Origin of the sequence: Lutimaribacter pacificus, assembly GCF_900142185.1 — a bacterium.
Taxonomy (GTDB): Bacteria; Pseudomonadota; Alphaproteobacteria; order Rhodobacterales; family Rhodobacteraceae; genus Lutimaribacter; species Lutimaribacter pacificus.
On sequence record NZ_FQZZ01000004.1, the window covers coordinates 143,397 to 165,466 of the forward strand.

The 22,070-nt window shown below is 65.3% G+C and carries 25 protein-coding genes; 7 read left to right on the plus strand and 18 right to left on the minus strand.

Features of this window, described 5'->3' with window-relative positions:
* Position 1: 1 nt before the first annotated feature.
* From F3H87_RS12080 to F3H87_RS12155, 17 genes are all read right to left on the minus strand, one after another.
* Positions 2 to 844 carry an urea carboxylase-associated family protein gene (locus tag F3H87_RS12080; protein ID WP_149788476.1) on the minus strand — a complete coding sequence of 281 codons (843 nt, stop codon included), beginning with the start codon at positions 842 to 844 and terminating at the stop codon, positions 2 to 4.
* 129 nt (positions 845 to 973) lie between these two features.
* Complete coding sequence (locus tag F3H87_RS12085; RefSeq protein ID WP_394852164.1) at positions 974 to 2,143, minus strand: type III PLP-dependent enzyme; 1,170 nt, start codon at positions 2,141 to 2,143, stop codon at positions 974 to 976.
* Positions 2,144 to 2,339: 196 nt separating this feature from the next.
* The gene (locus F3H87_RS12090; protein WP_149788474.1) at positions 2,340 to 2,531 is read right to left on the minus strand and encodes a hypothetical protein; all 192 of its coding nucleotides are present in this window, start codon (positions 2,529 to 2,531) and stop codon (positions 2,340 to 2,342) included.
* Positions 2,531 to 4,168 carry an FAD-binding dehydrogenase gene (locus F3H87_RS12095; RefSeq protein WP_149788473.1) on the minus strand — a complete coding sequence of 546 codons (1,638 nt, stop codon included), beginning with the start codon at positions 4,166 to 4,168 and terminating at the stop codon, positions 2,531 to 2,533. Before F3H87_RS12095 ends, F3H87_RS12090 begins: the two co-directional genes overlap by 1 nt.
* An 89-nt stretch (positions 4,169 to 4,257) precedes the next feature.
* Positions 4,258 to 4,407, minus strand: a complete 150-nt coding sequence (locus tag F3H87_RS21820; RefSeq protein WP_188129210.1) for a hypothetical protein — start codon at positions 4,405 to 4,407, stop codon at positions 4,258 to 4,260.
* Positions 4,408 to 4,532: 125 nt separating this feature from the next.
* Complete coding sequence (locus tag F3H87_RS12100; RefSeq protein WP_149788472.1) at positions 4,533 to 5,675, minus strand: WD40/YVTN/BNR-like repeat-containing protein; 1,143 nt, start codon at positions 5,673 to 5,675, stop codon at positions 4,533 to 4,535.
* A 102-nt stretch (positions 5,676 to 5,777) separates the two neighbouring features.
* The gene (locus F3H87_RS12105; RefSeq protein WP_149788471.1) at positions 5,778 to 6,557 is read right to left on the minus strand and encodes a succinate dehydrogenase iron-sulfur subunit; all 780 of its coding nucleotides are present in this window, start codon (positions 6,555 to 6,557) and stop codon (positions 5,778 to 5,780) included.
* 15 nt (positions 6,558 to 6,572) lie between these two features.
* Positions 6,573 to 6,896 (minus strand): succinate dehydrogenase, encoded by a 324-nt coding sequence (locus tag F3H87_RS12110; RefSeq protein WP_149788470.1) that lies wholly within the window; start codon positions 6,894 to 6,896, stop codon positions 6,573 to 6,575.
* Positions 6,896 to 7,339: a hypothetical protein gene (locus F3H87_RS12115; RefSeq protein ID WP_149788469.1), complete on the minus strand. Its 444-nt coding sequence runs from the start codon at positions 7,337 to 7,339 to the stop codon at positions 6,896 to 6,898. The genes F3H87_RS12110 and F3H87_RS12115 overlap by 1 nt, the downstream gene beginning before the upstream one ends.
* Positions 7,339 to 9,144: a succinate dehydrogenase flavoprotein subunit gene (sdhA, locus tag F3H87_RS12120; RefSeq protein WP_149788468.1), complete on the minus strand. Its 1,806-nt coding sequence runs from the start codon at positions 9,142 to 9,144 to the stop codon at positions 7,339 to 7,341. The genes F3H87_RS12115 and sdhA overlap by 1 nt, the downstream gene beginning before the upstream one ends.
* A gap of 19 nt (positions 9,145 to 9,163) precedes the next feature.
* Positions 9,164 to 9,535 (minus strand): succinate dehydrogenase, hydrophobic membrane anchor protein, encoded by a 372-nt coding sequence (gene sdhD, locus F3H87_RS12125; protein ID WP_149788467.1) that lies wholly within the window; start codon positions 9,533 to 9,535, stop codon positions 9,164 to 9,166.
* A gap of 10 nt (positions 9,536 to 9,545) precedes the next feature.
* Positions 9,546 to 9,929 (minus strand): succinate dehydrogenase, cytochrome b556 subunit, encoded by a 384-nt coding sequence (sdhC, locus tag F3H87_RS12130; protein ID WP_149788466.1) that lies wholly within the window; start codon positions 9,927 to 9,929, stop codon positions 9,546 to 9,548.
* A 182-nt stretch (positions 9,930 to 10,111) separates the two neighbouring features.
* A complete protein-coding gene (locus F3H87_RS12135) occupies positions 10,112 to 10,318 on the minus strand; it encodes a hypothetical protein (RefSeq protein WP_149788465.1) in 207 nt (68 codons plus the stop codon).
* Between the two features lie 107 nt (positions 10,319 to 10,425).
* Positions 10,426 to 11,457, minus strand: coding sequence for a MaoC family dehydratase (locus F3H87_RS12140; RefSeq protein ID WP_149788464.1), 1,032 nt, complete (start codon positions 11,455 to 11,457; stop codon positions 10,426 to 10,428).
* Positions 11,458 to 11,460: 3 nt separating this feature from the next.
* Entirely contained in the window at positions 11,461 to 11,664 is a 204-nt protein-coding gene (locus tag F3H87_RS12145) for a DUF1737 domain-containing protein (protein ID WP_149788463.1), read from the minus strand.
* Positions 11,665 to 11,668: 4 nt separating this feature from the next.
* On the minus strand, positions 11,669 to 12,214 hold the full coding sequence (locus tag F3H87_RS12150; protein ID WP_149788462.1) for an NnrU family protein: 546 nt from the start codon (positions 12,212 to 12,214) through the stop codon (positions 11,669 to 11,671).
* 12 nt (positions 12,215 to 12,226) lie between these two features.
* Positions 12,227 to 13,078 carry an HpcH/HpaI aldolase/citrate lyase family protein gene (locus F3H87_RS12155; protein WP_149788459.1) on the minus strand — a complete coding sequence of 284 codons (852 nt, stop codon included), beginning with the start codon at positions 13,076 to 13,078 and terminating at the stop codon, positions 12,227 to 12,229.
* Between the two features lie 170 nt (positions 13,079 to 13,248).
* Here F3H87_RS12155 and F3H87_RS12160 point away from each other — a divergent pair, with 170 nt between their 5' ends.
* Positions 13,249 to 13,551 (plus strand): hypothetical protein, encoded by a 303-nt coding sequence (locus F3H87_RS12160; protein ID WP_149788458.1) that lies wholly within the window; start codon positions 13,249 to 13,251, stop codon positions 13,549 to 13,551.
* Here F3H87_RS12160 and F3H87_RS12165 read toward each other — a convergent pair whose 3' ends face one another.
* Positions 13,552 to 14,262, minus strand: a complete 711-nt coding sequence (locus F3H87_RS12165; RefSeq protein ID WP_262974982.1) for a sulfite exporter TauE/SafE family protein — start codon at positions 14,260 to 14,262, stop codon at positions 13,552 to 13,554.
* A gap of 203 nt (positions 14,263 to 14,465) precedes the next feature.
* Between F3H87_RS12165 and mdh the strand changes: the two genes are divergently transcribed.
* The 6 genes from mdh (at position 14,466) to F3H87_RS12195 (ending at position 22,065) form a co-directional block, all read left to right on the plus strand.
* A complete protein-coding gene (gene mdh, locus F3H87_RS12170; protein WP_149788456.1) occupies positions 14,466 to 15,428 on the plus strand; it encodes a malate dehydrogenase in 963 nt (320 codons plus the stop codon).
* Positions 15,429 to 15,704: 276 nt separating this feature from the next.
* Positions 15,705 to 16,898, plus strand: coding sequence for an ADP-forming succinate--CoA ligase subunit beta (sucC, locus tag F3H87_RS12175; RefSeq protein WP_149788455.1), 1,194 nt, complete (start codon positions 15,705 to 15,707; stop codon positions 16,896 to 16,898).
* A 7-nt stretch (positions 16,899 to 16,905) separates the two neighbouring features.
* Positions 16,906 to 17,514, plus strand: a complete 609-nt coding sequence (locus F3H87_RS12180) for a hypothetical protein (RefSeq protein ID WP_149788454.1) — start codon at positions 16,906 to 16,908, stop codon at positions 17,512 to 17,514.
* A 17-nt stretch (positions 17,515 to 17,531) separates the two neighbouring features.
* Positions 17,532 to 18,059 carry a hypothetical protein gene (locus F3H87_RS12185; protein WP_149788453.1) on the plus strand — a complete coding sequence of 176 codons (528 nt, stop codon included), beginning with the start codon at positions 17,532 to 17,534 and terminating at the stop codon, positions 18,057 to 18,059.
* Positions 18,060 to 18,073: 14 nt separating this feature from the next.
* The gene (gene sucD, locus F3H87_RS12190; RefSeq protein ID WP_149788452.1) at positions 18,074 to 18,961 is read left to right on the plus strand and encodes a succinate--CoA ligase subunit alpha; all 888 of its coding nucleotides are present in this window, start codon (positions 18,074 to 18,076) and stop codon (positions 18,959 to 18,961) included.
* A gap of 137 nt (positions 18,962 to 19,098) precedes the next feature.
* The gene (locus tag F3H87_RS12195) at positions 19,099 to 22,065 is read left to right on the plus strand and encodes a 2-oxoglutarate dehydrogenase E1 component (RefSeq protein ID WP_149788451.1); all 2,967 of its coding nucleotides are present in this window, start codon (positions 19,099 to 19,101) and stop codon (positions 22,063 to 22,065) included.
* Positions 22,066 to 22,070: the final 5 nt, after the last annotated feature.

The window sequence follows — 22,070 nt, forward strand, 5'->3', positions numbered from 1 at the left end:
TTCAGCGCCCGTGGCTGCGGTCGTAGCCGTTGACCGGCGGCGGGGTCCAGCCATCCAGCGCGCCTTCGGCGGGCGCGAAAACCTCGACCAGCAGCGGATGGCAGGCGGCGGTGTCCGAGGAATGTTCCGACGAACAATCCCCGCCCGGACAGGCGCTGAGCGCGCCCAGCAGGTCGATCTCGGCAAAGAACTCCAGGTAATCGCCGGGGCGCACGGGGCTGGCCTTCATGAAATACTGCCCCGTGTCGCGGGTAAAGCCGGTGCACATGAAGACATTGAGCACGTCATGCACATGGGGTTCGGCCTGCGACAGCGGCAGCCCGGTCTCATCGGCCAGCGCGCGGGTCAGGTTGGAATGGCAGCAATGGTGGTATTGCGTGCCCGACAGCAGGTTGCCGGTATAGGGATCGCAGCGCGTCCCGATCACGTCATGCACCGACCCGCCATATTCGTCCTTGCCATACCAGCCCAGCGTATCATGAGTGATCGTCGCCATCGGGCGCAGGGTGGGAAAGGACGACCACATGCGATGGCCCGCGGTCAGATGCGTGCCATGCAGCGCGCGGGTCTTGCCGGAATAGAACCGTTCCGACAGGTCATGCGCGTTCCACAGGTTCAGATCGCCGACCTGCGGGCCCTGAACGCTGGAAATGCGAAAGAAATGCCCGGCGGGCACCCGGAATGTCGCGGCCTCGCGCGCGGGGACGGTGGTTTCGCCGGTCTTGCCCGCGCTGTCCCGCGCGCGGCGATAGAGCGCAAGATCGGGCCGCGGCAGCGTGTCGGTGGGGTAGCAGATCACCGGCGGGATGGCGCGGCGCGCGGCGGCGTCGGCGGGTTCGGTCATGGCGGGCATCCTTGTTGATCGGGGCCGAGGGTTGCCCAGATCGCCGCGATGCGCAAGCCGTCCGCTCACAGGTGAAACCGCGCGGTTTCGGGGGAAAACCGCGCGGTTCTGTCGGGCGCGATGCGCCGTTCAGATCACCACGACATCCAGCGGCGGGAAGCCGTTGAAGCCGACCGATGCATAGGTCGAGGTATAGGCCCCGCAGTTTCGGATCACGATCCGGTCGCCCGCCGCCAGCCCGATGGGCAGGTCCACGGGGCGTTTCTCATACAGCACGTCGGCGCTGTCGCAGGACGGGCCGGCCAGGATGCAGGGCGCGGTCGGTTCGCCGTCATGCGGGGTCAGGAAGTTATAGCGGATCGCCTCGCCCTCGGTTTCGGCAAGCCCCGAGAAACGGCCGATATCGAGATAGACCCAGCGGTTCAGGTCCATGTCGGATTTGCGCGACACCAGCAGCACCTCGGCGGCAATCGCACCGGCCTCGGCCACAAGGCCACGGCCCGGTTCGGCCATGACATGCGGCACGTCGCCGAACCGCTCGGCCACCAGGTGCATGACGCGGGCGGCATAAAGCTCGGGCGCATCCACGGCCTCGCCATAGAACGCGGGGAAACCGCCACCGATGTTCAGCAGGTTCAGGTCATGACCGGCCTCGCGCGCGGCGTGCCAGACGGCGGCGACCTGGTCCAGAACCGGCGCCCACATGTCGGCGCGGCGGGTTTGAGAGCCGACATGGAACGACAGGCCCACGGGGCGCAGGCCCAGACGGGTGGCCAGTGCCATCAGGTCCGGCGCCTTGTCGGGGGCGCAGCCGAACTTGCGCGACAGCGGCCAGTCGGCCTGGCTGTTCATGACCAGCATTCGGATATAGACGCGGGCGCGCGGGGCGTGGCGGGCGATCTTTTCCAGCTCTTCCTCGGCGTCGGCGGCAAACAGGGTAATGCCGCGCTCATGCGCCCAGGCGATGTCGGCGGCGCGCTTGATCGTGTTGCCAAAGCTGATGCGCCCGGGCGTGGCGCCTGCGGCGAGGCACATTTCGATCTCGGCGCGGCTGGCGGCGTCAAAGCCGGAGCCAGCCTGCGCCAGCCCTTCCAGCAGCTCGGGCGCGGGGTTGGCCTTGACCGCATAGTGGATATGGGCGCGGCCCAGCCCCTGCGACAGCGCGGCATAGCGGCGGATCACGGCATCGCGGTCGATCACCAGCGTCGGGCGATCGAAGCGGTGGGACAGGATATGCGCCTCGGCGCGGGACAGGGATGCGTCAAGGACGGGCACGGGCCCGGTTACAAAAGCGTTCATGGTCATCTCCGTTCAGACCGGTGGCCCGGTAAGGCCAAGTTCCAAGGGAGACGTTACCGTCGCTGCTGTAACCGTAGGGGCGTGACCCCTTTCGACAGAGGCGCGTGCGTTGGCGTCCTGATCGCGCATATGGGGCAAAGCCATGAGTCGATCAAGCGGGAATTTTCAGTGCGGTAAAAATTTTTCGTAGGCGGGCTCAGCCCTTGTGACGCAGGCATATCTTTGGCGGCTTGCCGTTCGGTGTGACCGTTTCAGCCCCGCAGGCGGCGCAGCGCCAGAACGGGCCATCGGCGTGGCGATATTCGCGCCAGCGGCATTCGCGCGTGGCGCGGTTCGACAGGATCGCCACGCCGATCAGCGCAAGGATGATCAGGACCGGATAGAGCATCAGACCGCGCGGCCCGCAGCCCGGCCGGAAAAGATGCAACCGCCCAGGAATGTGCCCTCAAGCGCGTTGTAGCCGTGATAGCCACCGCCGCCGAATCCCGCGACCTCGCCCGCCGCGAAAAGCCCGTCAAAGGGCGTGCCATCGGGGCGCAGCACCCGGGAGTGAAGGTCGGTATGCAGCCCGCCCAGCGATTTGCGCGTCAGGATGTTCAGCCGCACGGCGATCAGCGGGCCGTTGGCGGGATCGAGGATCTTGTGCGGTTTGGCGGTGCGAATGAAGCGGTCGCCACGATAGGCGCGGGCCTGGCGGATCGCGATCACCTGCGCATCCTTGGCGAAGGGGTTGTCGATCTGCGCGTCGCGCGCGGCGATCTGGGCACGGATATGGCCGGGATCGAGCGGCGCATGGGGTGTCAGCGCGTTCATGCCCTGCACCAGCGTTTCCAGATCGGCGGCGACGACGAAATCCTCACCCTTGTCCTTGAACGCCTCGACCGCCGCTGTGGCCCCCTTGCCCAGCCGTTCCTTGAGCACCTGCGACCAGCGCCCCGACACGAGATCAGGGTTCTGTTCGCTGCCCGACAGGGCGAATTCCTTTTCGATGATCTTTTGCGTCAGCACGAACCAGCTGTGATCGTGGCCGGTGGACAGGATGCGTTTCAGCGTCGCCAGCGTGTCGAAGCCCGGCAGGCAGGGCGGTTCCATCCGCTGCCCCAGCGCATCCAGCCAGACCGAGGACGGGCCGGGCAGGATGCGGATGCCGTGGTTGGGCCAGATCGGTTCCCAGTTCTTCAGCCCCTCGCAGTAATGCCACATGCGATCCTCGTTGATGGCGTCGGCACCGGCGGCTTTGGCCACGCGGGCCATCTGCCCGTCGACGTAATCGGGCACGCCCGACACCATCGTGGCAGGGGCCGGGCCCAGCCTGCCCGCGGGCCATTGCGCGCGCACCTGCGCATGGTCGCCGCCGATCCCGCCGGTGGTCAGGATCACCGTGTCGCCCGCGATTTCGAAAGGGCCGGTGACGGTGCGGTTGGTCGATGCGCCGCGGCGGGCATCATCCCCGGCCAGCACATCGCCGGTAATGCCGGTCACGCGCCCGCCCGTGACGCTCAACCCCGTTACCTTGTGGCGAAAGCGGAATTCCAGACGCCCCGCAGCCTCGGCGGCAAGCGCCAGCCGCACGAAGGGGGCGACGATCCCCTCACCGGCGCCCCATGTGATGTGAAAGCGCGGCACCGAATTGCCATGCCCGTCGGCCAGCGCACCGCCGCGTTCGGCCCAGCCGACGACGGGAAACCAGCGCATCCCGATTTCGGCCAGCTCTGCCCGCATCGGGCCGGCGGCATAGTCCAGATACCCCTCGGCCCAGGCGCGGGGATTGGCATCCTCGGGCCGGTCGAACCCGGCGCTGCCCATCCAGTCCTGCAAGGCAAGGGCGTGGCTGTCGCGGATACCCATGCGGCGCTGTTCGGGCGTGTCGACCATGAACAGGCCGCCCAGCGACCAGAACGCCTGCCCGCCCAGCGATTGCCGGCCTTCCTGATCCACCATGACGACATGGCGACCGCGCTTTACCGCCTCATGCGCGGCGGCGAGACCCGCCAGCCCTGCGCCTACGATGATGACATCGGCCATGTTCGCCCCTTCCCTTTTCGGGGAATGCTAGGGCCGAAGGCCGTATCGACGCAACGCCGCGTTGCGGGCGACGTCAGGGAAAGCGGCGATCAGGCCGCTTTCACGTATTCGAAATAGCTGTCGTCCTGCACGGGTGCGGCCTGTGCCTGGCGCGGCGCGTCGTCGTAATAGGCATAGGCCTGCTCCAGCGCGGCAAGGGCTGCCTTGGCGTCGGCTCTGGTTTTGGCTTGCGTGCTCATTGGGGTTGTCCTTTCCTTGAGACATCCCCTCCCTGCCGCAGAAGATGGCACCGCCCGCGCGGGTTGACATCGCACAATCCGAAATGCCCGCCATGCGTTTTCTGCAAAACAAGGGGCAGCCCCGCCTATGCGCGCGCCATCACCTCGACCGACAGCACGGTGGGCAGGTGGCGCAGGATCTCGTCCCAGCTTTCGCCGCCGTCGCGGCTTTGAAAGACCGAGCCGGAGTTGGTGCCGAAATAGAGCGCCGGGTTTTTGCCCGCCTCGATGGCCATCGCCTGGCGCAGCACGGTGAAAAAGCAATCGCGCGCGGGCAGGCCCGACTGGTGTTTTTCCCAGCTTTCGCCGCCATCGGTGGATTTCCAGACCGCGGCCGAGCCATCGGGCGGAAAGCGGCCCGCCATGTCGCCGTTCAGCGGGAACACCCAGATTGTTTCGGGATCGTGCGGATGCACGGCGATGGGAAAGCCGAAGGTCGAGGGCAGCCCGTGGGTGATGTCGTCCCAGTGGCGGCCACCGTCGCGGGACCGCCATGTGCCGTGGTGGTTCTGCTGGTAGAGCGTGCCATCGGGCGCGCGCTGCATGTTGTGGACGCAATGGCCGATTTCGCCGTTGCAGGGCGCGGCGGGGTGATCGTGGGGGGATTGCGCCTGCGCGTTGGTCAGGCGGTTGCGCCTGGCCCAGCTTTTGCCGCCATCCTCGGACGCGAAAACCCCGGCGGCCGAAATCGCCAGCCACAGTTTTGCCGGATCGCCAGGATCGGTCAGGACGGTGTGCAGCGTCAGGCCCGCCGCGCCGGGGTTCCAGGCCTCGCGCTCAGGAAAGTCAGCCAGCGCTGCGTTGCGGGCCCATGTTTCGCCCGCATCATGGCTGACATAGAGATTGCCGGGTTTCGCCCCCGCATAGAGCGCGCCCTGCGCGGGGCGGATCGACCAGATCGAGTGGATGTCCTTGCCGAAGGGCAGGTCTGTCTTTTCCCAGCCGATCATGGCGGCGAAATCGGGATCGTTCTCGGCCCAGTCGTCCATCATCCCCGAGGACAGCCGGGCGAGGTGCCAGCCCTGCCCGCCATCCGCGCTGCGCCAGACGCCCGCGCCGGTGAAATCGTCGCCGCCGCCCGCCCATATATGGCCGCTGGCCGGGTCGCCGTTGACGTGGTTGATCGTCCAGCCGTCGCAATGCGGGCCGGTGATGCGCCAATCCGCGCCATCGCCGGACGTGGCCAGAAAGGCGCCCTTGGTGGTGCCGAGCATGAGGGTGGTGATCATCGCGCGATCCTCCTTCAGGGCGAGGATAGCACGACCTGGGGAGTCCCGGCCAACAATGCCGGGGCGCGCGGCGGGCCGGGGCAAAGCCCGGCCCGGGGCCGGTCAGACGGCGCGTTCGACCATCATCTTCTTGATCTCTGCAATCGCCTTGGCCGGGTTCAGGCCCTTGGGGCAGGTCTTGGTGCAGTTCATGATGGTGTGGCAACGGTAGAGCTTGAAGGGATCTTCGAGCTGATCCAGACGCTCGCCCGTAGCCTCGTCGCGGCTGTCGATGATCCAGCGATAGGCGTGCAGCAGCGCGGCCGGGCCGAGGTAACGGTCGCCGTTCCACCAATAGCTCGGGCAGGCGGTCGAGCAGGAGGCGCACATCACGCATTCATAAAGCCCGTCGAGTTTCTTGCGATCCTCGATCGACTGCCTCCACTCTTTCGCGGGGCGGTTCGTCTTGGTCTCCAGCCAGGGCATGATGCTGGCGTGCTGGGCGTAGAAATGCGTCAGGTCCGGGATCAGGTCCTTGACCACCGGCATGTGCGGCAGCGGATAGATCTTCACGTCGCCCTTGATCTCGTCCAGCCCGTAGATGCAGGCCAGCGTGTTGATCCCGTCGATATTCATCGCGCAGGAGCCACAGATGCCTTCGCGGCAGGACCGGCGGAAGGTCAGCGTCGGGTCGATCTCGTTCTTGATCTTGATCAGCGCGTCCAGAACCATCGGGCCGCACTTGTCCATGTCCAGGAAATAGGTGTCGACCCGGGGGTTTTCGCCATCGTCGGGGTTCCAGCGGTAGATGCTGAATTTCCGCACGTTGGTGGCGCCTTCGGGCTTGGGCCATGTCTTGCCCACGCGGATGCGCGAATTCTTGGGGAGTGTGAATTGAACCATTTTCTTCTCCTCCGGTCAGCCGGCCAGAACAGTCAGGCTGTTCCCGGCGATGCATTGGACGGATTGCGGGCGCTGGGCGATGTCCAGCACGGTTTCGACAGTGGATTGCGTAACGCCGGTGACCGAGGCCCCGGCGATGCGCAGGATTTCATTGGCCGAGGCCGCGTCGATCACGCAATCGGTGACGGGTGCGGCGTTCACGCCCGGAAAGCGGTTGGCGACAATGCCGTTCACCACGCCCTTGGCCTGATCGCGGGCGATGGTGTCGGCGGCCTGGCTGGTCATCTGGCAACCGGCAAGGGCCATCATCGCGGCGGATATGACGAACCCGCGCCGCATCAGTAATGCGTGCCCACGCAATATTTCGATCCGCCGACCATCACCGAGGATCGCGGCGGGCAGCCCGGGGTTCCCGCCATGCCGAAATACTGCCGGGTCAGCTCGGCCTCGGCACGGGCGCGGGCACCCTCGGGGTCGGGATAGCCCGCCGCCCCGGCGGCAAGGCGATCCGCCGCGCAATCGTTGACCTGGGCGACCTGCGCCGCGGAAAGCTGCGTGTCGGATTTCAGGCGCACCATGACCGCACCGCCACGGTATTCCGAATGATAGGTCGATCGCGTGCCCTGCGGCGCAGTGCCGAACAGGTCGATCCGGCAGGCGCGCAGGGCAGCGCGCTGTGCCTCGGCCGAGCGGCCGGCATTCAGGCCACCCGGACCTTCGGTCAGCACGCAGCCGGACACCAGCCCCGCCAGCGCAATCGCGGCTGCGGCGCGCGCGATCATCAGAACGTCCTCGCCTTCGGTGCGATTGTCTTCAACGCGATCCCGCCTTCCTTTTCGGTGGTCAGCGGGTCGGTGATCACGTCACGATAGGTCAGCGCGACCTTGTTGCCGTCGACATGCGCGATGGAATGCACGCGCCATTTCTTGTCGTCGCGTTCGGGGTGATCCTCGTGCGCATGGGCACCGCGGGATTCCTTGCGCGCCTCGGCACCGGTGATGGTGGCCAGCGCGTTGGGCATCAGGTTGGTCAGTTCCAGCGTCTCCATCAGGTCGCTGTTCCAGATCAGGCTGCGGTCGGTGACCTTGAGGTCATCGAGCTTGGCGGCGATGGCCGTCATCTTGTCCACACCCTGTTTCAGGGTTTCCGAGGTGCGGAACACGGCGGCATCTTCTTGCATGGTGCGCTGCATTTCCAGCCGCAGCTCGGCGGTGGGGGTGCCACCGTCGGCGTTGCGCAGCCCGTCGAACCGGTCGAACGCGGCGGCAATCGACGCCTGGTTCAGCACCGGGTTGGGCGCGTCGCGATCGACCACCTTGCCGGCGCGGATCGCGGCGGCGCGACCGAACACCACAAGGTCGATCAGGCTGTTGGACCCAAGGCGGTTGGCCCCGTGCACCGAGGCGCAGCCCGCCTCGCCCACGGCCATCAGGCCGGGCACGATGGCGTTATGGTCGTCCTTCGTCGGGTTGATCACCTCGCCCCAGTAATTCGTCGGGATGCCGCCCATGTTGTAATGCACGGTGGGCAGAACCGGGATCGGTTCCTTGGTCACGTCGACACCGGCAAAGATCTTGGCGGATTCGCTGATCCCCGGCAGGCGCTCGGCCAGCGCCTCTTTCGGCAGGTGGCTGAGGTTGAGGTGGATGTGATCGCCATATTCGCCGACGCCGCGGCCTTCGCGGATTTCCATCGTCATCGAGCGGCTGACATAGTCGCGCGGCGCCAGATCCTTGTATTGCGGCGCGTAGCGTTCCATGAACCGCTCGCCCTCGGAGTTGGTGAGATACCCGCCCTCGCCGCGCGCGCCCTCGGTGATCAGGCAGCCCGAGCCGTAGATGCCGGTGGGGTGGAACTGCACGAATTCCATGTCCTGCAGGGCCAGCCCCGCGCGCGCCACCATGCCGCCGCCGTCGCCGGTACAGGTATGGGCGCTGGTCGCACTGAAATAGGCGCGTCCGTAGCCGCCGGTGGCCAGCACGACCATCTTGGCGTTGAAGACATGCATCGTCCCATCGTCCAGCTTCCAGCAGACGACGCCCTGGCATTGGCCGTCATCCGACATGATCAGGTCGATGGCGAAATACTCGATATAGAATTCGGCGTTGTTCTTGAGGCTCTGGCCATAAAGCGTGTGCAGGATGGCGTGGCCGGTGCGGTCGGCGGCGGCGCAGGTGCGCTGCACCGGCGGGCCTTCGCCGAACTCGGTGGTGTGGCCGCCGAACGGGCGCTGATAGATCTTGCCCTCCTCGGTGCGGCTGAAGGGCACGCCGTAATGTTCCAGCTCGTACACCGCCTTGGGCGCCTCGCGCGCAAGGTATTCCATCGCGTCGGTATCGCCCAGCCAGTCCGAGCCTTTCACCGTGTCGTACATGTGCCATTGCCAGTGGTCGGGCCCCATGTTCGACAGCGACGCGGCGATGCCGCCCTGCGCGGCGACGGTATGCGACCGGGTCGGGAAAACCTTGGTGACGCAGGCCGTGCGCAGGCCCTGTTCGGCCATGCCCAGCGTCGCGCGCAGGCCGGCACCGCCGGCCCCGACGACCACGACGTCATATTCATGCGTCTCGTATTCGTAAGCAGCCATCTTCGTTCAGTCTCCGGTCTTAAAGCGCGAGTTTGGCAATGGCGAAAAGCCCCGTCGCCATCGCGGCATAGGACAGGCAGGCCAGCAGGATCAGGGCGATTTTCTGGCCGGTGCCGTGAACATAATCCTCGATCATGACCTGCGCGCCATCGTTGAAGTGTTTCCAGCCGACGATAAAGGTCAGCGCCGCGACCAGCGCGGGGAACGGCCGGGCGAAATAGGCGGTCACCTCTTCGTAGGTGCCGCCCAGCGCGGGGCCGAAGGTGAAGACGAACAGTGGCACCAGGATCAGCAGGGCCACGGACGACACCTTCATCGCCCAGAAATGGTGAACGCCGGACTTGGCCGAGCCAAGGCCCGTGGCGCGTTTGCGGTCTGTCAGATAACGCATCGCGGCCTCCTTACACGATCAGCAGGGTCAGGACGGTCAGCACGACCGATCCGATGAGGCAGCCCCAGCCCAGCTTTTCGGCAAGGCCAAGTTCCAGCATCATCGCGTTGTCCCAGATCAGGTGCCGGATACCCGCAAGCGTGTGATACCACAGGCCCAGCACCGACAGCGTCAGAACAAGATCGCCGAACCAGCTTGTGACAAAGCCGTTCGCCACGGCGAAATATTCCGGCCCGCTGGAGGCGGCGAGGAACCACCACACGATCATGAGCCCCGCCACCACCAGCGCGTTGCCGGTGATCCGCGTCAGGATCGACGTGAGGGACGTGATCTGCGGGCGGTAAATGGAAAGGTGAGGTGAAAGCGGGCGGTTGCCCCTGTTTACATCAGCCATTGGTCATCCCTTGGTGCTTTGCACACGGCGGTATACCCGGTGTCGCGCTGTTTTGTGCATCCTTTTCGCGCCCATGTCACGCGCGCACAAGCCTGATATTGCGATAAAACCGCGCATTTTGTCACAAAGCCCGATTTTTGTGATCACATGCGCGGCAGGTGTGATCACAACAATCGGAAATCTCAGGACGGAACGAATCCCAGTGCTTCGAGCGCGCGCCGCGCGCGGTCTTTCTGGGTGGGTTCCCCCGTGAGGACACGGATGTTGAGATCGTGCACCAGCATGCTCAGCCGCTTGTCGCGCCGCAGATCGGCGATCATGGGCGCCACCGCGTCCCGCGGTGCATTCAGGATGTCGTCCAGTGACGGAATCGGAACCAACTGGTCCATTGGGCAGCCTCCACGCATGATTCCCGTCCTCCCCTACAGGGAGTGTAAAGATTTCGTGAAGGTCGGCACAAGCTTTCAGTGGCCGGGCCCTGCATTGGCTGCCGGGCTCAGACCGGCATCAGCGCCCAGTAATCGAGATCCAGAAGCACGCCGGGCAGGTATTTGCCATCGTCGCCCTTCAGCGCCCCCACCGAGCCGTCCGAGGTGGCGACCAGCCGCAACCGGATCGCGCCGACACCCGGAACCGGGGTTTCGGCCTTGTCCAGAACCTCGGACCAGGCCCTGACCGTCAGCCCGCTGAAACAGGGATTGGCATGGGCGCCGCCGTTCAGCCCCACGATCATCTGCGCATTGGCCAGCCCGTTGAAGGACAGCGCCCGCGCCATCGAGATCACGTGCCCGCCATAGATCAGCCGCTGGCCATCGGGGCGGAAGGTGGCATCGAAATGCACCTTGGCGGTGTTCTGCCACAGGCGGGTGGCCATCATGTGCTCGGCCTCTTCGATGGTCACGCCATCGACATGGTCGATCTGTTCGCCCACCTGGTAATCGCCCCAGCGATGCGGCTCGCCCGCAAGGGTGAAATCGTAATTGGTGAAATCCAGCCCCTCGGGGATCGCCAGGTCATCGACCGACAGAACCTTTTTCAACTCGGGCACCACGGCATCCGGCGCCGGCGCGTCAAGGTCGTTCTTGCGCACCATCACCCAGCGCACGTAGTCCATCACGGTCTCGTCGCGCTGGTTCGTGCCGCGCGTGCGCACGTAGACCACCCCGGTCTTGCCGTTCGAGTTCTGTTTCAGCCCGATCACCTCGGAACCGGAGCGCAGCGTATCGCCCGGATAAACCGGCTTCAGCCAGCGGCCTTCGGCATAGCCCAGGTTCGCCACCGCGTTCAGCGACACGTCGGGCACCGTCTTGCCGAAGACCACGTGGAACGCCGCCAGATCGTCCAGCGGGCTTTGCGGCAACCCGCAGCCGCGCGCGAATTCGTCCGAGGAGTAAAGCGCGTGACGCGCCGGATAGAGCGCGTGATAAAGCGCGCGCTCGCCCTGCCCCACGGTGCGCGGCACCGCGTGGTCGATCACCTGACCGAGTTTGTAATCCTCGAAAAAGCGGCCCGGGTTGGTCTTGGCCATGTCCTACTGCTCTCCAAGCTTGATATCGGGGGAATAGGTGCCGGGGGCCTCTTTCACCACGGCCTGCCCGCAGCGCATCACGCCGTTGGCCGCGTCGAACGCATAGGTCGGATCGCCGTGCAGCTCCCACCCCTTGTTCAGGGCGTCGGTGACCTTGTGGCAAAAGGCCGAAGTGTCGTCGGCGGTCAGAAAACGGTAAAGTTTCATGGCACTACCCCGGAAATGGCGAGACGCCGAGCATCAGGTGAATGCCCGCGATGATGGCAAAGCCCACGACAGAGGCGACCACAAGGATCACATCCCGCTTGGGCTCACCCGGTTGCGGCGGCACCCAGGGCTCGGACCGGTTGATCAGGATCACTTGGACCACCGCCCAGACCAGCAGCCCGCCGAACAGCACGATCGAGGCCAGGTCGCCGTTCACCAGCAGGTGCGCCACCGCCCATATCTTGACCGAGGCCAGCATCGGATGCCGGAACCGCGCCCTGAGCCTGCCCCTGGAATGGGACATTGCGAAAAAGAACACCGCGAACAGCATCAGCAGGTTGTTGAGATGCGTCGTCCAGCCGGGCGGCGTCCAGACCGGGACGAACTCGGCCTGCCGGTAGCCGACGATCATCAGCGCCAGCCCCACAAGGATCGCCAGCGCGACCACGCCCTTGCCGGCATCCCCCATAGAGGCGCGGGTGTCCGACGCCACGCGCTTGAAGAAATGCGCCGCGATCCACAGGATCAGGCCGAGTATCATAAGGGTCATGTCACGCTCCGCTTAGAGGGAGGCGATGGAGGATGCCATCGCCAGAATCTTCTTGGCGGTCTCAACATGCAGGTTTTCGACGATTTTGCCATCCACCACGGCCACGCCCTGCCCCGAGCGTTCGACCTCTTCGAAGGCGTCGATCTGGCGGCGGGCCAGGTCGATCTCGGCCTCGGAGGGCGAGAAGCATTCGTTGGTCACATCGACCTGCGCGGGATGGATCAGCGTCTTGCCGTCGAACCCGAGGTCGCGGCCCTGTTCGCATTCGGCGCGCAACCCGTCCTCGTCCTTGAACTGGTTGTAAACGCCGTCGATGGCGATCACGCCATAGGCGCGGGCGGCCAGCAGCATCTGTTGCAGCGCCGCCATCATCGGCAGGCGGTCGGCGCGGAACCGGCAGTTCAGTTCCTTCGCCAGATCGTTGGTGCCCGCGACAAAGCCGCTCAGTTGCGGATGCGCGGCGATTTCGGCGGCGTTCATCACGCCCAGCGGCGTTTCGATCATCGCCCAGATCGGCCGGCCATTGCCCAGCAGATCGGCCAGCGCCTGCACGTCGGCGGCGGAATTGACCTTGGGCAGCAGGAAGGCGTCGCAATCGGCATCCTTCAGCGCGGCAACATCGCCCGCGCCCCATTCGGTATCCAGACCGTTGATGCGGATGATCCGCGCCCGCGCACCATAGCCGCCCTGTTGCAGCGCGGCGGCCAGCGTGGCACGCGCTTCGGCCTTGGCGTCGGGTGTCACGGCATCCTCAAGGTCAAAGATGATCGCATCGACGGGCAGGCCGCGGGCCTTGTCCAGCGCGCGCTCTTTCGAGCCGGGGATATAGAGAACCGAGCGATAGGGGCGAACGGTGCTGTCCATGAGTCTCTCCCGTAACAAAGTTGCGCGGGACTTGGCATTTTTTTGCACAAATGTTCAAGCAGTTTCTCGCCGCGATGCAGCACCCCGTTGCGGAACGCCGCGTTAACCCGCCGTTCACCGCTTTCACGCCACGGTTCCGGGCATTGCCGACAGCGCGGAAAGGACCCGGGATGATCGCACGACTTGCCACCGCACTGACCCTGACCTGCGCCCTTTGTGCGCCCGTGCGTGCACAAGGATCGAATTGCGCGCCGCGCGAAACCGTGCTGCACCGGCTGGCCGACCGCTATGGCGAAACGCGGCGGTCCGTGGGGCTGGGCACCGACAACACGGTGATCGAGGTGTTTGCCGCCAATAGCGGAAGCTGGACCATCACCGTCACCACCGCGCAGGGCGTCACCTGCCTGATCGCCAGCGGACAGGCGTTCGAGGCGCTGGCCGACACGCTGCCGGAACCGGGCGACGACGCCTGATCAGGTCAGCCCGTCCCAGATCAGCTTCGTCCCCGTCACCCCCAGCAGCACATAGGTCAGCGCGAAAAAGGCGCGTTCCGGCACGATGCGGTGCGCCCGCACGCCCAGCCACGCCCCCAGCAGCGCGAAGGGCGCAAGCAAAAGGTCGGCCAGGACTGTCTGTGCGGTAAAAATCCCCAGAAAGGCATATGGCACGAATTTCACGATATTGATGACCCAGAACACGATCACCGTGGTCGCCTGGAACGTGGTCTTGTCCAGCCGCCGCGACAGCAGCCAGACTGCCGCCGGCGGCCCGCCCGCGTGGCTGACGAAACTGGTGAACCCCGCCACCGCGCCGACCAGCCCGCCGGCCCAGGGCGGCAGGCCGGTCGACGGCGCCGGGATGATCCGGGCCCGTTGGGCCATCTGCCACGCGACGAACCCCACGGAAATCGCCCCGATCAGCACCCGGAACACATCGGCATCCGCCACCTGGTAAAGCCACGCGCCCAGCACCACGCCCGGCACGCCCCCCGCGATCAGCAGCTTTGCGTCGGGCCAGCTCCAGCGTTTCCAGTAGGGGCGCAGGGTGCTGACATCTATCAGCATCAGAAGCGGCAGCATGATGCCCAGCGCCTGCCCCGGCTCCAGCACAAGCGCCAGAATCGAGGCGGCGGCAAAGGCCGCGCCCGACCCGAAACCGCCCTTGGATATGCCCGCGAAGGTCACGGCAGGCGCGGCGATTGCGAAAAATGACCAGCCCGGTTCCAGCGCGCGCCCCTGCGTTAAGCCCCTTGTTCCAGCGATCTTTACGGGGTTTTTCCCTGCGCGAACAGCCCCGGCGCGGGGGATGCCGCATCGCGGCGGCCTTGCGCGCGCGGCAATAAGCGACTACGCCATGCGCGAAATTCAACACGGACCGGAGACTAATCATGGCCAGACCCAAGATCGCCCTCATCGGTGCGGGACAGATCGGTGGCACGCTTGCCCACCTTGCCGCAATGAAGGAACTGGGTGACGTCGTTCTTTTCGACATCGCCGAGGGCACCCCGGAAGGCAAGGCGCTCGACATCGCTGAATCGGGCCCCTCGGAAGGGTTCGACGCGCGGCTGAAGGGCACGCAGGATTACGCCGACATCGCCGGCGCCGATGTCTGCATCGTCACCGCCGGCGTCCCCCGCAAACCGGGGATGAGCCGCGACGACCTGCTGGGCATCAACCTGAAAGTCATGAAATCGGTGGGCGAGGGCATCGCCGCCAACGCGCCCGACGCCTTCGTGATCTGCATCACCAACCCGCTGGACGCGATGGTGTGGGCACTGCGCGAATTCTCGGGCCTGCCCCATGAAAAGGTCTGCGGCATGGCCGGCGTTCTGGACAGCGCCCGCTTCCGCCACTTCCTGAGCGTGGAATTCGACGTGTCGATGAAGGACGTGACCGCCTTCGTTCTGGGCGGACATGGCGACACGATGGTGCCGCTGACCCGCTATTCGACCGTCGGCGGCATCCCCCTGCCCGACCTGGTGGATATGGGCTGGACCACGCAGGACAAGCTGGACGCCATCGTGCAGCGCACCCGCGACGGCGGCGCCGAGATCGTCGGCCTGCTGAAAACCGGCTCGGCCTTCTACGCGCCGGCCACCAGCGCCATCGAAATGGCCGAAGCCTACCTGAAAGACCAGAAGCGCCTGCTGCCCTGTGCGGCCTATGTCGATGGCGCGCTTGGCCTGAAAGGGATGTATGTGGGCGTGCCCACCATCATCGGCGCCGGCGGTATCGAACGTGTCGTCGATATCAAGCTGAACAAGGACGAGCAGGCGATGTTCGACAAGTCGGTCGAGGCGGTGAACGGTCTGGTCGCGGCCTGCAAGGGCATCGACAGCAGCCTCGCCTGAGACTGACACGAGGGACGGATGACAGGCCCCGCGGTACTGCCGCGGGGCCTTTTTCTTTGCGGCGGCCACATCTTCCGCCTCATGCATACGGCAGCATACATGCCGCGCGATTCTTTCCGCACCGGCCAGCCGCATTTGTGATCACACGATTTCTGGCTGTGATCACAAAACGTCGAAAAAGCGCCGGATTTCCCGCCCGGCAAGAGAATTCAGTTAAACATGGCGCAAGCTTGTGCCACTACGGCTATCAATCGACAGCCAAGACGGGACAGCTTCATGAATATCCATGAATATCAGGCGAAGGCGCTTCTTCGCTCTTACGGCGCCCCGGTTTCGGACGGCCGCGCCGTCATGAAAGCCGAGGATGCCAAGACCGCAGCCGGTGAGCTTGACGGCCCCCTGTGGGTGGTCAAGGCGCAGATCCACGCCGGCGGCCGCGGCAAAGGCCACTTCAAAGAGGCCGAAGCCGGCGAAAAGGGCGGTGTGCGCCTGGCCAAATCGGTCGAGGAAGCGGCGGAAGAAGCCAAGAAGATGCTGGGCAAGACGCTGGTGACCCACCAGACCGGTCCCGCGGGCAAGCAGGTCAACCGCATCTATATCGAGGACGGCTCGGATATCGAGCGTGAACTGTACCTCGCCCTGCTGGTCGACCGCCAGACCAGCCGCATCTCTTTCGTCTGCTCGACCGAGGGCGGCATGGATATCGAAGAGGTCGCCGCCGAAACCCCCGAAAAGATCCTGTCGTTCAGCGTCGATCCCGCCACCGGCTATCAGCCGTTCCACGGCCGCCGCATCGCCTTTGCGCTGGGACTGGAAGGCGCGCAGGTCAAGCAATGCGTCAAGCTGATGGGCATCCTCTATACCGCCTTCGTCGAGAAGGACATGGAGATGCTGGAAATCAACCCGCTGATCGTCATGACCAATGGCGAGCTTAAGGTGCTGGACGCCAAGCTGGGGTTCGACGGCAACGCGCTCTATCGCCAGCCCGACGTGTCCAACCTGCGCGACGAGACCGAGGAAGACCCCAAGGAACTGCAGGCCAGCAAGTATGACCTGAACTACATCGCGCTGGACGGTGAAATCGGCTGCATGGTGAACGGCGCGGGCCTTGCCATGGCGACGATGGACATCATCAAGCTTTACGGCGCAGAGCCGGCCAACTTCCTCGACGTGGGCGGCGGCGCCACCAAGGAAAAGGTGACCGAGGCGTTCAAGATCATCACCTCGGACCCGAACGTGAAGGGTATCCTGGTCAACATCTTCGGCGGCATCATGCGCTGCGACGTGATCGCCGAGGGCGTCGTGGCCGCCGTGAAAGAAGTGGGCCTGAAGGTGCCACTGGTCGTCCGGCTGGAAGGCACGAATGTCGACAAGGGCAAGGATATCATCAACAATTCCGGCCTCGACGTGATCGCCGCCGACGACCTGAAGGACGGCGCGCAGAAGATCGTGAAGGCGGTGAAAGGGTAAGCGGCAAATGGCTCCGGCGGCGTACATCCTGTGCCATGCCCCGGCGCTTGCCGGGTTCCGGCCGATGGCACGGCGCCGGTCCCGTCGCGGCACCGCCCGCGTGCCGGCGCTGCTGGCGGCCGCCTTCGCGGCGCTGCTCCCGCCCGCCCCGGTGATGGCGCAAAGTTTTGACGAGGCGGTGCGCAGCAACCTGACCCTCGCGGTCGAACTGTGCGTGCACGACATCCTCGGCACGCAGCCGGGCCTCACGGGGTTCCGCGCCGCGGGCTTCGCCTACCGGATGGACGGGCAGCCGGGCCAGGATGTCTATCACCGCTTCCACGCGCCTGCCGATACCGTCTCGGCCGAGATCTACGAGGGGCAGATGGCACCGCATTGCGCGGTCCGCACCGCCCATCTGGGGCTGGGCGAGGCCATCGCGCTGGTCAACACCCTTCTGCACGAGCGGTTTCCCGGCAAGTTCCGCTTTGCCGGCGACGCGCAGAACCCCTGCCGGGGCTTTGTCGAAACCGCCGGCCGCGCGTTGCCGGTCGAGGTGCTGTTCGGCAGCGCGAACGATTCCGCGGGCTGCGTCGAGGACGGCACCACCCGCATCACCATCGCGCAGTTCGTCTGACCGGAGGAGAACCAGTTATGCACCGTTTCCCCGCCTGTATCGCCGCCGCCGCGCTGGCCCTTGCCGCCGCCCTGCCGCAAGCGACATCCGCGCAATCCCCGCAAGAGGCCGCGGCGCAGAACATGCAGCTTGCCGCCGAGATCTGCCTGCGCAACTACCGCGACCCCGGCGCGACCGAACCGCAATTCCGCGAGGCGGGATTTCAGGTCGGCCCCGGCATGGATGCGGGCAGTTTCGAATTTTCCGCCCCCGGTGGCGTGATGGGCATCGCCGCACCCGCACAGGGGCGCAGCTATTGCACGGTCATGTCCGAACAGGTGCCCCTTGCCACGGCCGAGGCGATCGGCCGCGCACTGGGCGAGCGGCTTTTCCCCGGCAACGTCACCGCGGGATCGCCGGAACAGCAGGCGGGCAGCCCCGTGCCGCCCTGCGGCGGGCTGTCGATCTTTGCACCGCAGCGCCTGATCCGCATCACCTATGCCCAGGCCGGAAATTCCGGCGAATGTATCAACGATGGCACCAGCGCCATCATCATCAATATGTAAGACAAGGGACAGAAATGGCCGTACTCATCGACGAAAACACCAAGGTCATCTGCCAGGGCTTCACCGGCAGCCAGGGCACCTTCCACTCCGAGCAGGCCATCGCCTACGGCACAAAGATGGTCGGCGGCGTGACCCCCGGCAAGGGCGGCCAGACCCATCTGGACCTGCCCGTATTCGACAGCGTGCACGAGGCAAAGCACGCGACCGAGGCGAACGCCACGGTGATCTATGTGCCGCCGCCCTTCGCCGCCGACTCGATCCTCGAGGCGATCGACGCCGAAATGGAGCTGATCGTCTGCATCACCGAGGGCATTCCCGTGCTCGACATGATGAAGGTCAAGCGCGCACTGGAAGGCAGCAAATCCACCCTGATCGGCCCGAACTGCCCCGGTGTCATCACGCCAGACGCGTGCAAGATCGGCATCATGCCCGGCCATATCCACAAGCGCGGCAAGGTCGGCGTGGTCAGCCGCTCGGGCACGCTGACCTACGAGGCGGTCAAGCAGACCACCGACGTGGGCCTGGGCCAGTCGACCTGCGTCGGCATCGGTGGCGACCCGATCAAGGGGACCGAACATATCGACGTGCTGGAATGGTTCCTGGCCGATGACGAGACCGAAAGCATCATCATGATCGGCGAGATCGGCGGATCGGCCGAGGAAGAGGCCGCCGCCTTCCTGGCCTCCGAAAGGAAAAAGGGCCGCTGGAAACCCACCGCCGGCTTCATCGCCGGGCGCACCGCGCCTCCGGGCCGCCGCATGGGCCACGCGGGCGCCATCGTCGCCGGCGGCAAGGGCGGCGCCGAGGACAAGATCGAGGCGATGAAATCCGCCGGGATCGTCGTCGCCGACAGCCCCGCCACGCTGGGCGAGGCGGTGCTGGAAGCGATCAACAAGGGGTAACCCCCGCGTCGAAGAAAATGGCGCAGGCCGGGTATCGCACCCGGCCCGCCCCGAACGGGAAAAAAGCATCACGACGGATACCCGCCCCCCGGATATCTCTCCTGCTGCTTCAGGATCGGTCAGAAAGGACGCGCAACATGACGGATCAAAGCCCTAACGACGTTTTCCACGCCTCCTCTTTCATGCAGGGGCACAACGCGGAATATCTCGAACAGATATATGCCCGTTACGCCAATGATCCGGCCTCGGTCGACGAAAGCTGGGCCGAATTCTTCCGCCAGCTGGGCGACGCCGAACTGGACGTCAAGAAAGAGGCCCAGGGCCCAAGCTGGGCGCGCACCGACTGGCCACCCAGCCCGGTCGACGACCTGACCGCCGCACTGACCGGCGAATGGCCCGCGGCGGCCGCCGAGATGAAGGGCGCGGGCGACAAGATCAGGGCAAAGGCGCAGGAAAAGGGCGTCGAGGTCACCGATGACGCGATCAAGCGCGCGGTGCTCGATTCCGTGCGCGCGCTGATGCTGATCCGCGCCTACCGTATCCGCGGCCACCTCGCCGCCGATCTCGACCCGCTGAACATGCGCGACGAGACCAACCACCCCGAGCTCGATCCGAAATCCTACGGCTTTTCCGAGGCCGACATGGACCGGCCGATTTTCCTCGACAACGTGCTGGGGCTGCAGGTCGCGCCGATGCGGCAGATCGTCGACATCGTCAAGCGCACCTATTGCGGCACCTTCGCGCTGCAATACATGCACATCTCGGACCCGGAACAGGCCGGCTGGCTGAAGGAACGGATCGAGGGCTTCGGCAAGGAAATCCAGTTCACCCGCGAGGGCCGCAAGGCCATCCTGAACAAGCTGGTCGAGGCCGAGGGCTTCGAGAAATTCCTGCATGTCAAATACATGGGCACCAAGCGGTTCGGCCTTGATGGCGGCGAGGCGCTGATCCCCGCGATGGAACAGATCATCAAGCGCGGCGGCAGCCTGGGCGTCAAGGAAATCGTCATCGGGATGCCCCACCGTGGCCGCCTGTCGGTTCTGGCCAACGTGATGGGCAAACCCTATCGCGCGATCTTCAACGAATTCCAGGGCGGCAGCTTCAAGCCCGAGGACGTGGATGGCTCGGGCGACGTGAAATACCACCTCGGCGCCTCGTCCGACCGTGAATTCGACGGCAACGAGGTGCACCTGTCGCTCACCGCGAACCCCAGCCACCTCGAGGCGGTGAACCCCGTCGTGCTGGGCAAGGCCCGCGCCAAGCAGGACCAGATGAACGATCCGAAGCGCACCGGCGTCCTGCCCGTGCTGCTGCATGGCGACGCGGCCTTTGCCGGCCAGGGCGTCGTGGCGGAATGTTTCGGCCTGTCGGGCCTGCGCGGCCACCGCACCGGCGGCACGATCCATATCGTGGTGAACAACCAGATCGGCTTTACCACCGCGCCGCATTTCAGCCGCTCGTCGCCCTACCCGACCGATATCGCGCTGATGGTCGAGGCACCGATCTTCCACGTCAACGGCGACGACCCCGAGGCGGTGGTCCACGCCGCCAAGGTGGCGACCGAGTTCCGGCAGAAATTCCACAAGGACGTGGTCATCGACATGTTCTGCTATCGCCGCTTCGGCCATAACGAAGGCGACGAGCCGATGTTCACTAATCCCTTGATGTATAAAAAGATCAAGGGCCACAAGACGACCCTTGCGCTTTATACCGACCGGCTGGTGCAGGACGGACTGATCCCCGAGGGCGAGATCGAGGACATGAAGGCCGCCTTCCAGGCGCACCTGAACGAAGAGTTCGAATCCGGCAAGGATTTCAAACCCAACAAGGCCGACTGGCTGGATGGCCGCTGGAGCCACCTGGACCGCCAGAAACAGGGCAAGTACCAGCGCGGCAAGACCGCGATCAAGCCCGAGACGCTGCAACAGATCGGCCGTGCGCTGACCACCCCGCCCGAGGGCTTTGCCGTGCACAAGACGGTGCAGCGCCTGCTGGATTCGCGCGCGCAGATGTTCGAAACCGGCGAGGGTTTCGACTGGGCCACCGGCGAGGCGCTGGCCTTCGGCAGCCTGCTGACCGAGGGGTACCCGGTGCGCCTGTCCGGCCAGGACAGCACGCGCGGGACCTTCAGCCAGCGCCATTCCGGCCTGATCAACCAGGACACCGAGGAACGCTATTACCCGCTGAACCACATTCGCGACGGCCAGGCCCATTACGAGGTCATCGACTCGATGCTGTCGGAATACGCGGTTCTGGGCTTCGAATACGGCTATTCGCTGGCCGAACCCAACGCCCTGACCCTGTGGGAGGCGCAGTTCGGCGATTTTGCCAACGGCGCGCAGATCATGTTCGACCAGTTCGTAAGCTCGGGCGAATCCAAGTGGCTGCGCATGTCGGGCCTCGTCTGCCTGCTGCCCCACGGCTACGAGGGGCAGGGCCCCGAACACAGCTCGGCCCGGCTGGAACGGTTCCTGCAGATGTGCGGACAGGATAACTGGATCGTGGCGAACTGCTCCACGCCCGCCAACTATTTCCACATCCTGCGCCGCCAGCTGCACCGCAGCTTCCGCAAACCGCTGATCCTGATGACGCCGAAATCGCTGCTGCGTCACAAGATGGCGGTGTCGAAGGCCGATGAATTCACCACCGGCTCGTCCTTCCACCGGGTGCTGTGGGACGACGCGCAATACGGCAACTCGGAAACCAGGCTGCTGGCCGACGACAAGATCCGGCGCGTGGTCATGTGTTCCGGCAAGGTCTATTACGACCTGCTGGAAGAACGCGACGCACGCGGCCTCGACGATGTCTATATCCTGCGGATCGAACAGTTCTATCCCTTCCCCGCGCAGGCGCTGGTGAAAGAGCTGGAACGCTTCAAGCAGGCCGAGATGGTCTGGTGCCAGGAAGAGCCCAAGAACCAGGGCGCCTGGAGCTTCATCGAACCGAATATCGAATGGGTGCTGGGCCGCATCAAGGCCAGGCACGGGCGGCCGCTCTATGCCGGCCGCCCCGCCAGCGCCTCGCCCGCGACGGGCCTGGCCCGCGCGCACAAGGAACAACAACAGGCGCTCGTGGACGAGGCGCTGACCATCAAAGGGAAATGATCAGA

Coding starts and splice junctions, on each gene's coding strand:
- sdhD (WP_149788467.1), bottom strand. CDS start 9,535: ATGCGTTATCTGACAGACCGCAAACGCGCCACGGGCCTTGGCTCGGCC.
- mdh (WP_149788456.1), top strand. CDS start 14,466: ATGGCCAGACCCAAGATCGCCCTCATCGGTGCGGGACAGATCGGTGGC.
- F3H87_RS12135 (WP_149788465.1), bottom strand. CDS start 10,318: ATGGACCAGTTGGTTCCGATTCCGTCACTGGACGACATCCTGAATGCA.
- sucD (WP_149788452.1), top strand. CDS start 18,074: ATGGCCGTACTCATCGACGAAAACACCAAGGTCATCTGCCAGGGCTTC.
- sucC (WP_149788455.1), top strand. CDS start 15,705: ATGAATATCCATGAATATCAGGCGAAGGCGCTTCTTCGCTCTTACGGC.
- F3H87_RS12085 (WP_394852164.1), bottom strand. CDS start 2,143: ATGAACGCTTTTGTAACCGGGCCCGTGCCCGTCCTTGACGCATCCCTG.
- F3H87_RS12160 (WP_149788458.1), top strand. CDS start 13,249: ATGATCGCACGACTTGCCACCGCACTGACCCTGACCTGCGCCCTTTGT.
- F3H87_RS12195 (WP_149788451.1), top strand. CDS start 19,099: ATGACGGATCAAAGCCCTAACGACGTTTTCCACGCCTCCTCTTTCATG.
- F3H87_RS12155 (WP_149788459.1), bottom strand. CDS start 13,078: ATGGACAGCACCGTTCGCCCCTATCGCTCGGTTCTCTATATCCCCGGC.
- sdhA (WP_149788468.1), bottom strand. CDS start 9,144: ATGGCTGCTTACGAATACGAGACGCATGAATATGACGTCGTGGTCGTC.
- F3H87_RS12185 (WP_149788453.1), top strand. CDS start 17,532: ATGCACCGTTTCCCCGCCTGTATCGCCGCCGCCGCGCTGGCCCTTGCC.
- F3H87_RS12145 (WP_149788463.1), bottom strand. CDS start 11,664: ATGAAACTTTACCGTTTTCTGACCGCCGACGACACTTCGGCCTTTTGC.
- F3H87_RS12110 (WP_149788470.1), bottom strand. CDS start 6,896: ATGCGGCGCGGGTTCGTCATATCCGCCGCGATGATGGCCCTTGCCGGT.
- F3H87_RS21820 (WP_188129210.1), bottom strand. CDS start 4,407: ATGAGCACGCAAGCCAAAACCAGAGCCGACGCCAAGGCAGCCCTTGCC.
- F3H87_RS12095 (WP_149788473.1), bottom strand. CDS start 4,168: ATGGCCGATGTCATCATCGTAGGCGCAGGGCTGGCGGGTCTCGCCGCC.
- F3H87_RS12140 (WP_149788464.1), bottom strand. CDS start 11,457: ATGGCCAAGACCAACCCGGGCCGCTTTTTCGAGGATTACAAACTCGGT.
- F3H87_RS12115 (WP_149788469.1), bottom strand. CDS start 7,339: ATGATCGCGCGCGCCGCAGCCGCGATTGCGCTGGCGGGGCTGGTGTCC.
- F3H87_RS12105 (WP_149788471.1), bottom strand. CDS start 6,557: ATGGTTCAATTCACACTCCCCAAGAATTCGCGCATCCGCGTGGGCAAG.
- F3H87_RS12100 (WP_149788472.1), bottom strand. CDS start 5,675: ATGATCACCACCCTCATGCTCGGCACCACCAAGGGCGCCTTTCTGGCC.
- F3H87_RS12150 (WP_149788462.1), bottom strand. CDS start 12,214: ATGACCCTTATGATACTCGGCCTGATCCTGTGGATCGCGGCGCATTTC.
- F3H87_RS12180 (WP_149788454.1), top strand. CDS start 16,906: ATGGCTCCGGCGGCGTACATCCTGTGCCATGCCCCGGCGCTTGCCGGG.
- F3H87_RS12080 (WP_149788476.1), bottom strand. CDS start 844: ATGACCGAACCCGCCGACGCCGCCGCGCGCCGCGCCATCCCGCCGGTG.
- F3H87_RS12090 (WP_149788474.1), bottom strand. CDS start 2,531: ATGCTCTATCCGGTCCTGATCATCCTTGCGCTGATCGGCGTGGCGATC.
- sdhC (WP_149788466.1), bottom strand. CDS start 9,929: ATGGCTGATGTAAACAGGGGCAACCGCCCGCTTTCACCTCACCTTTCC.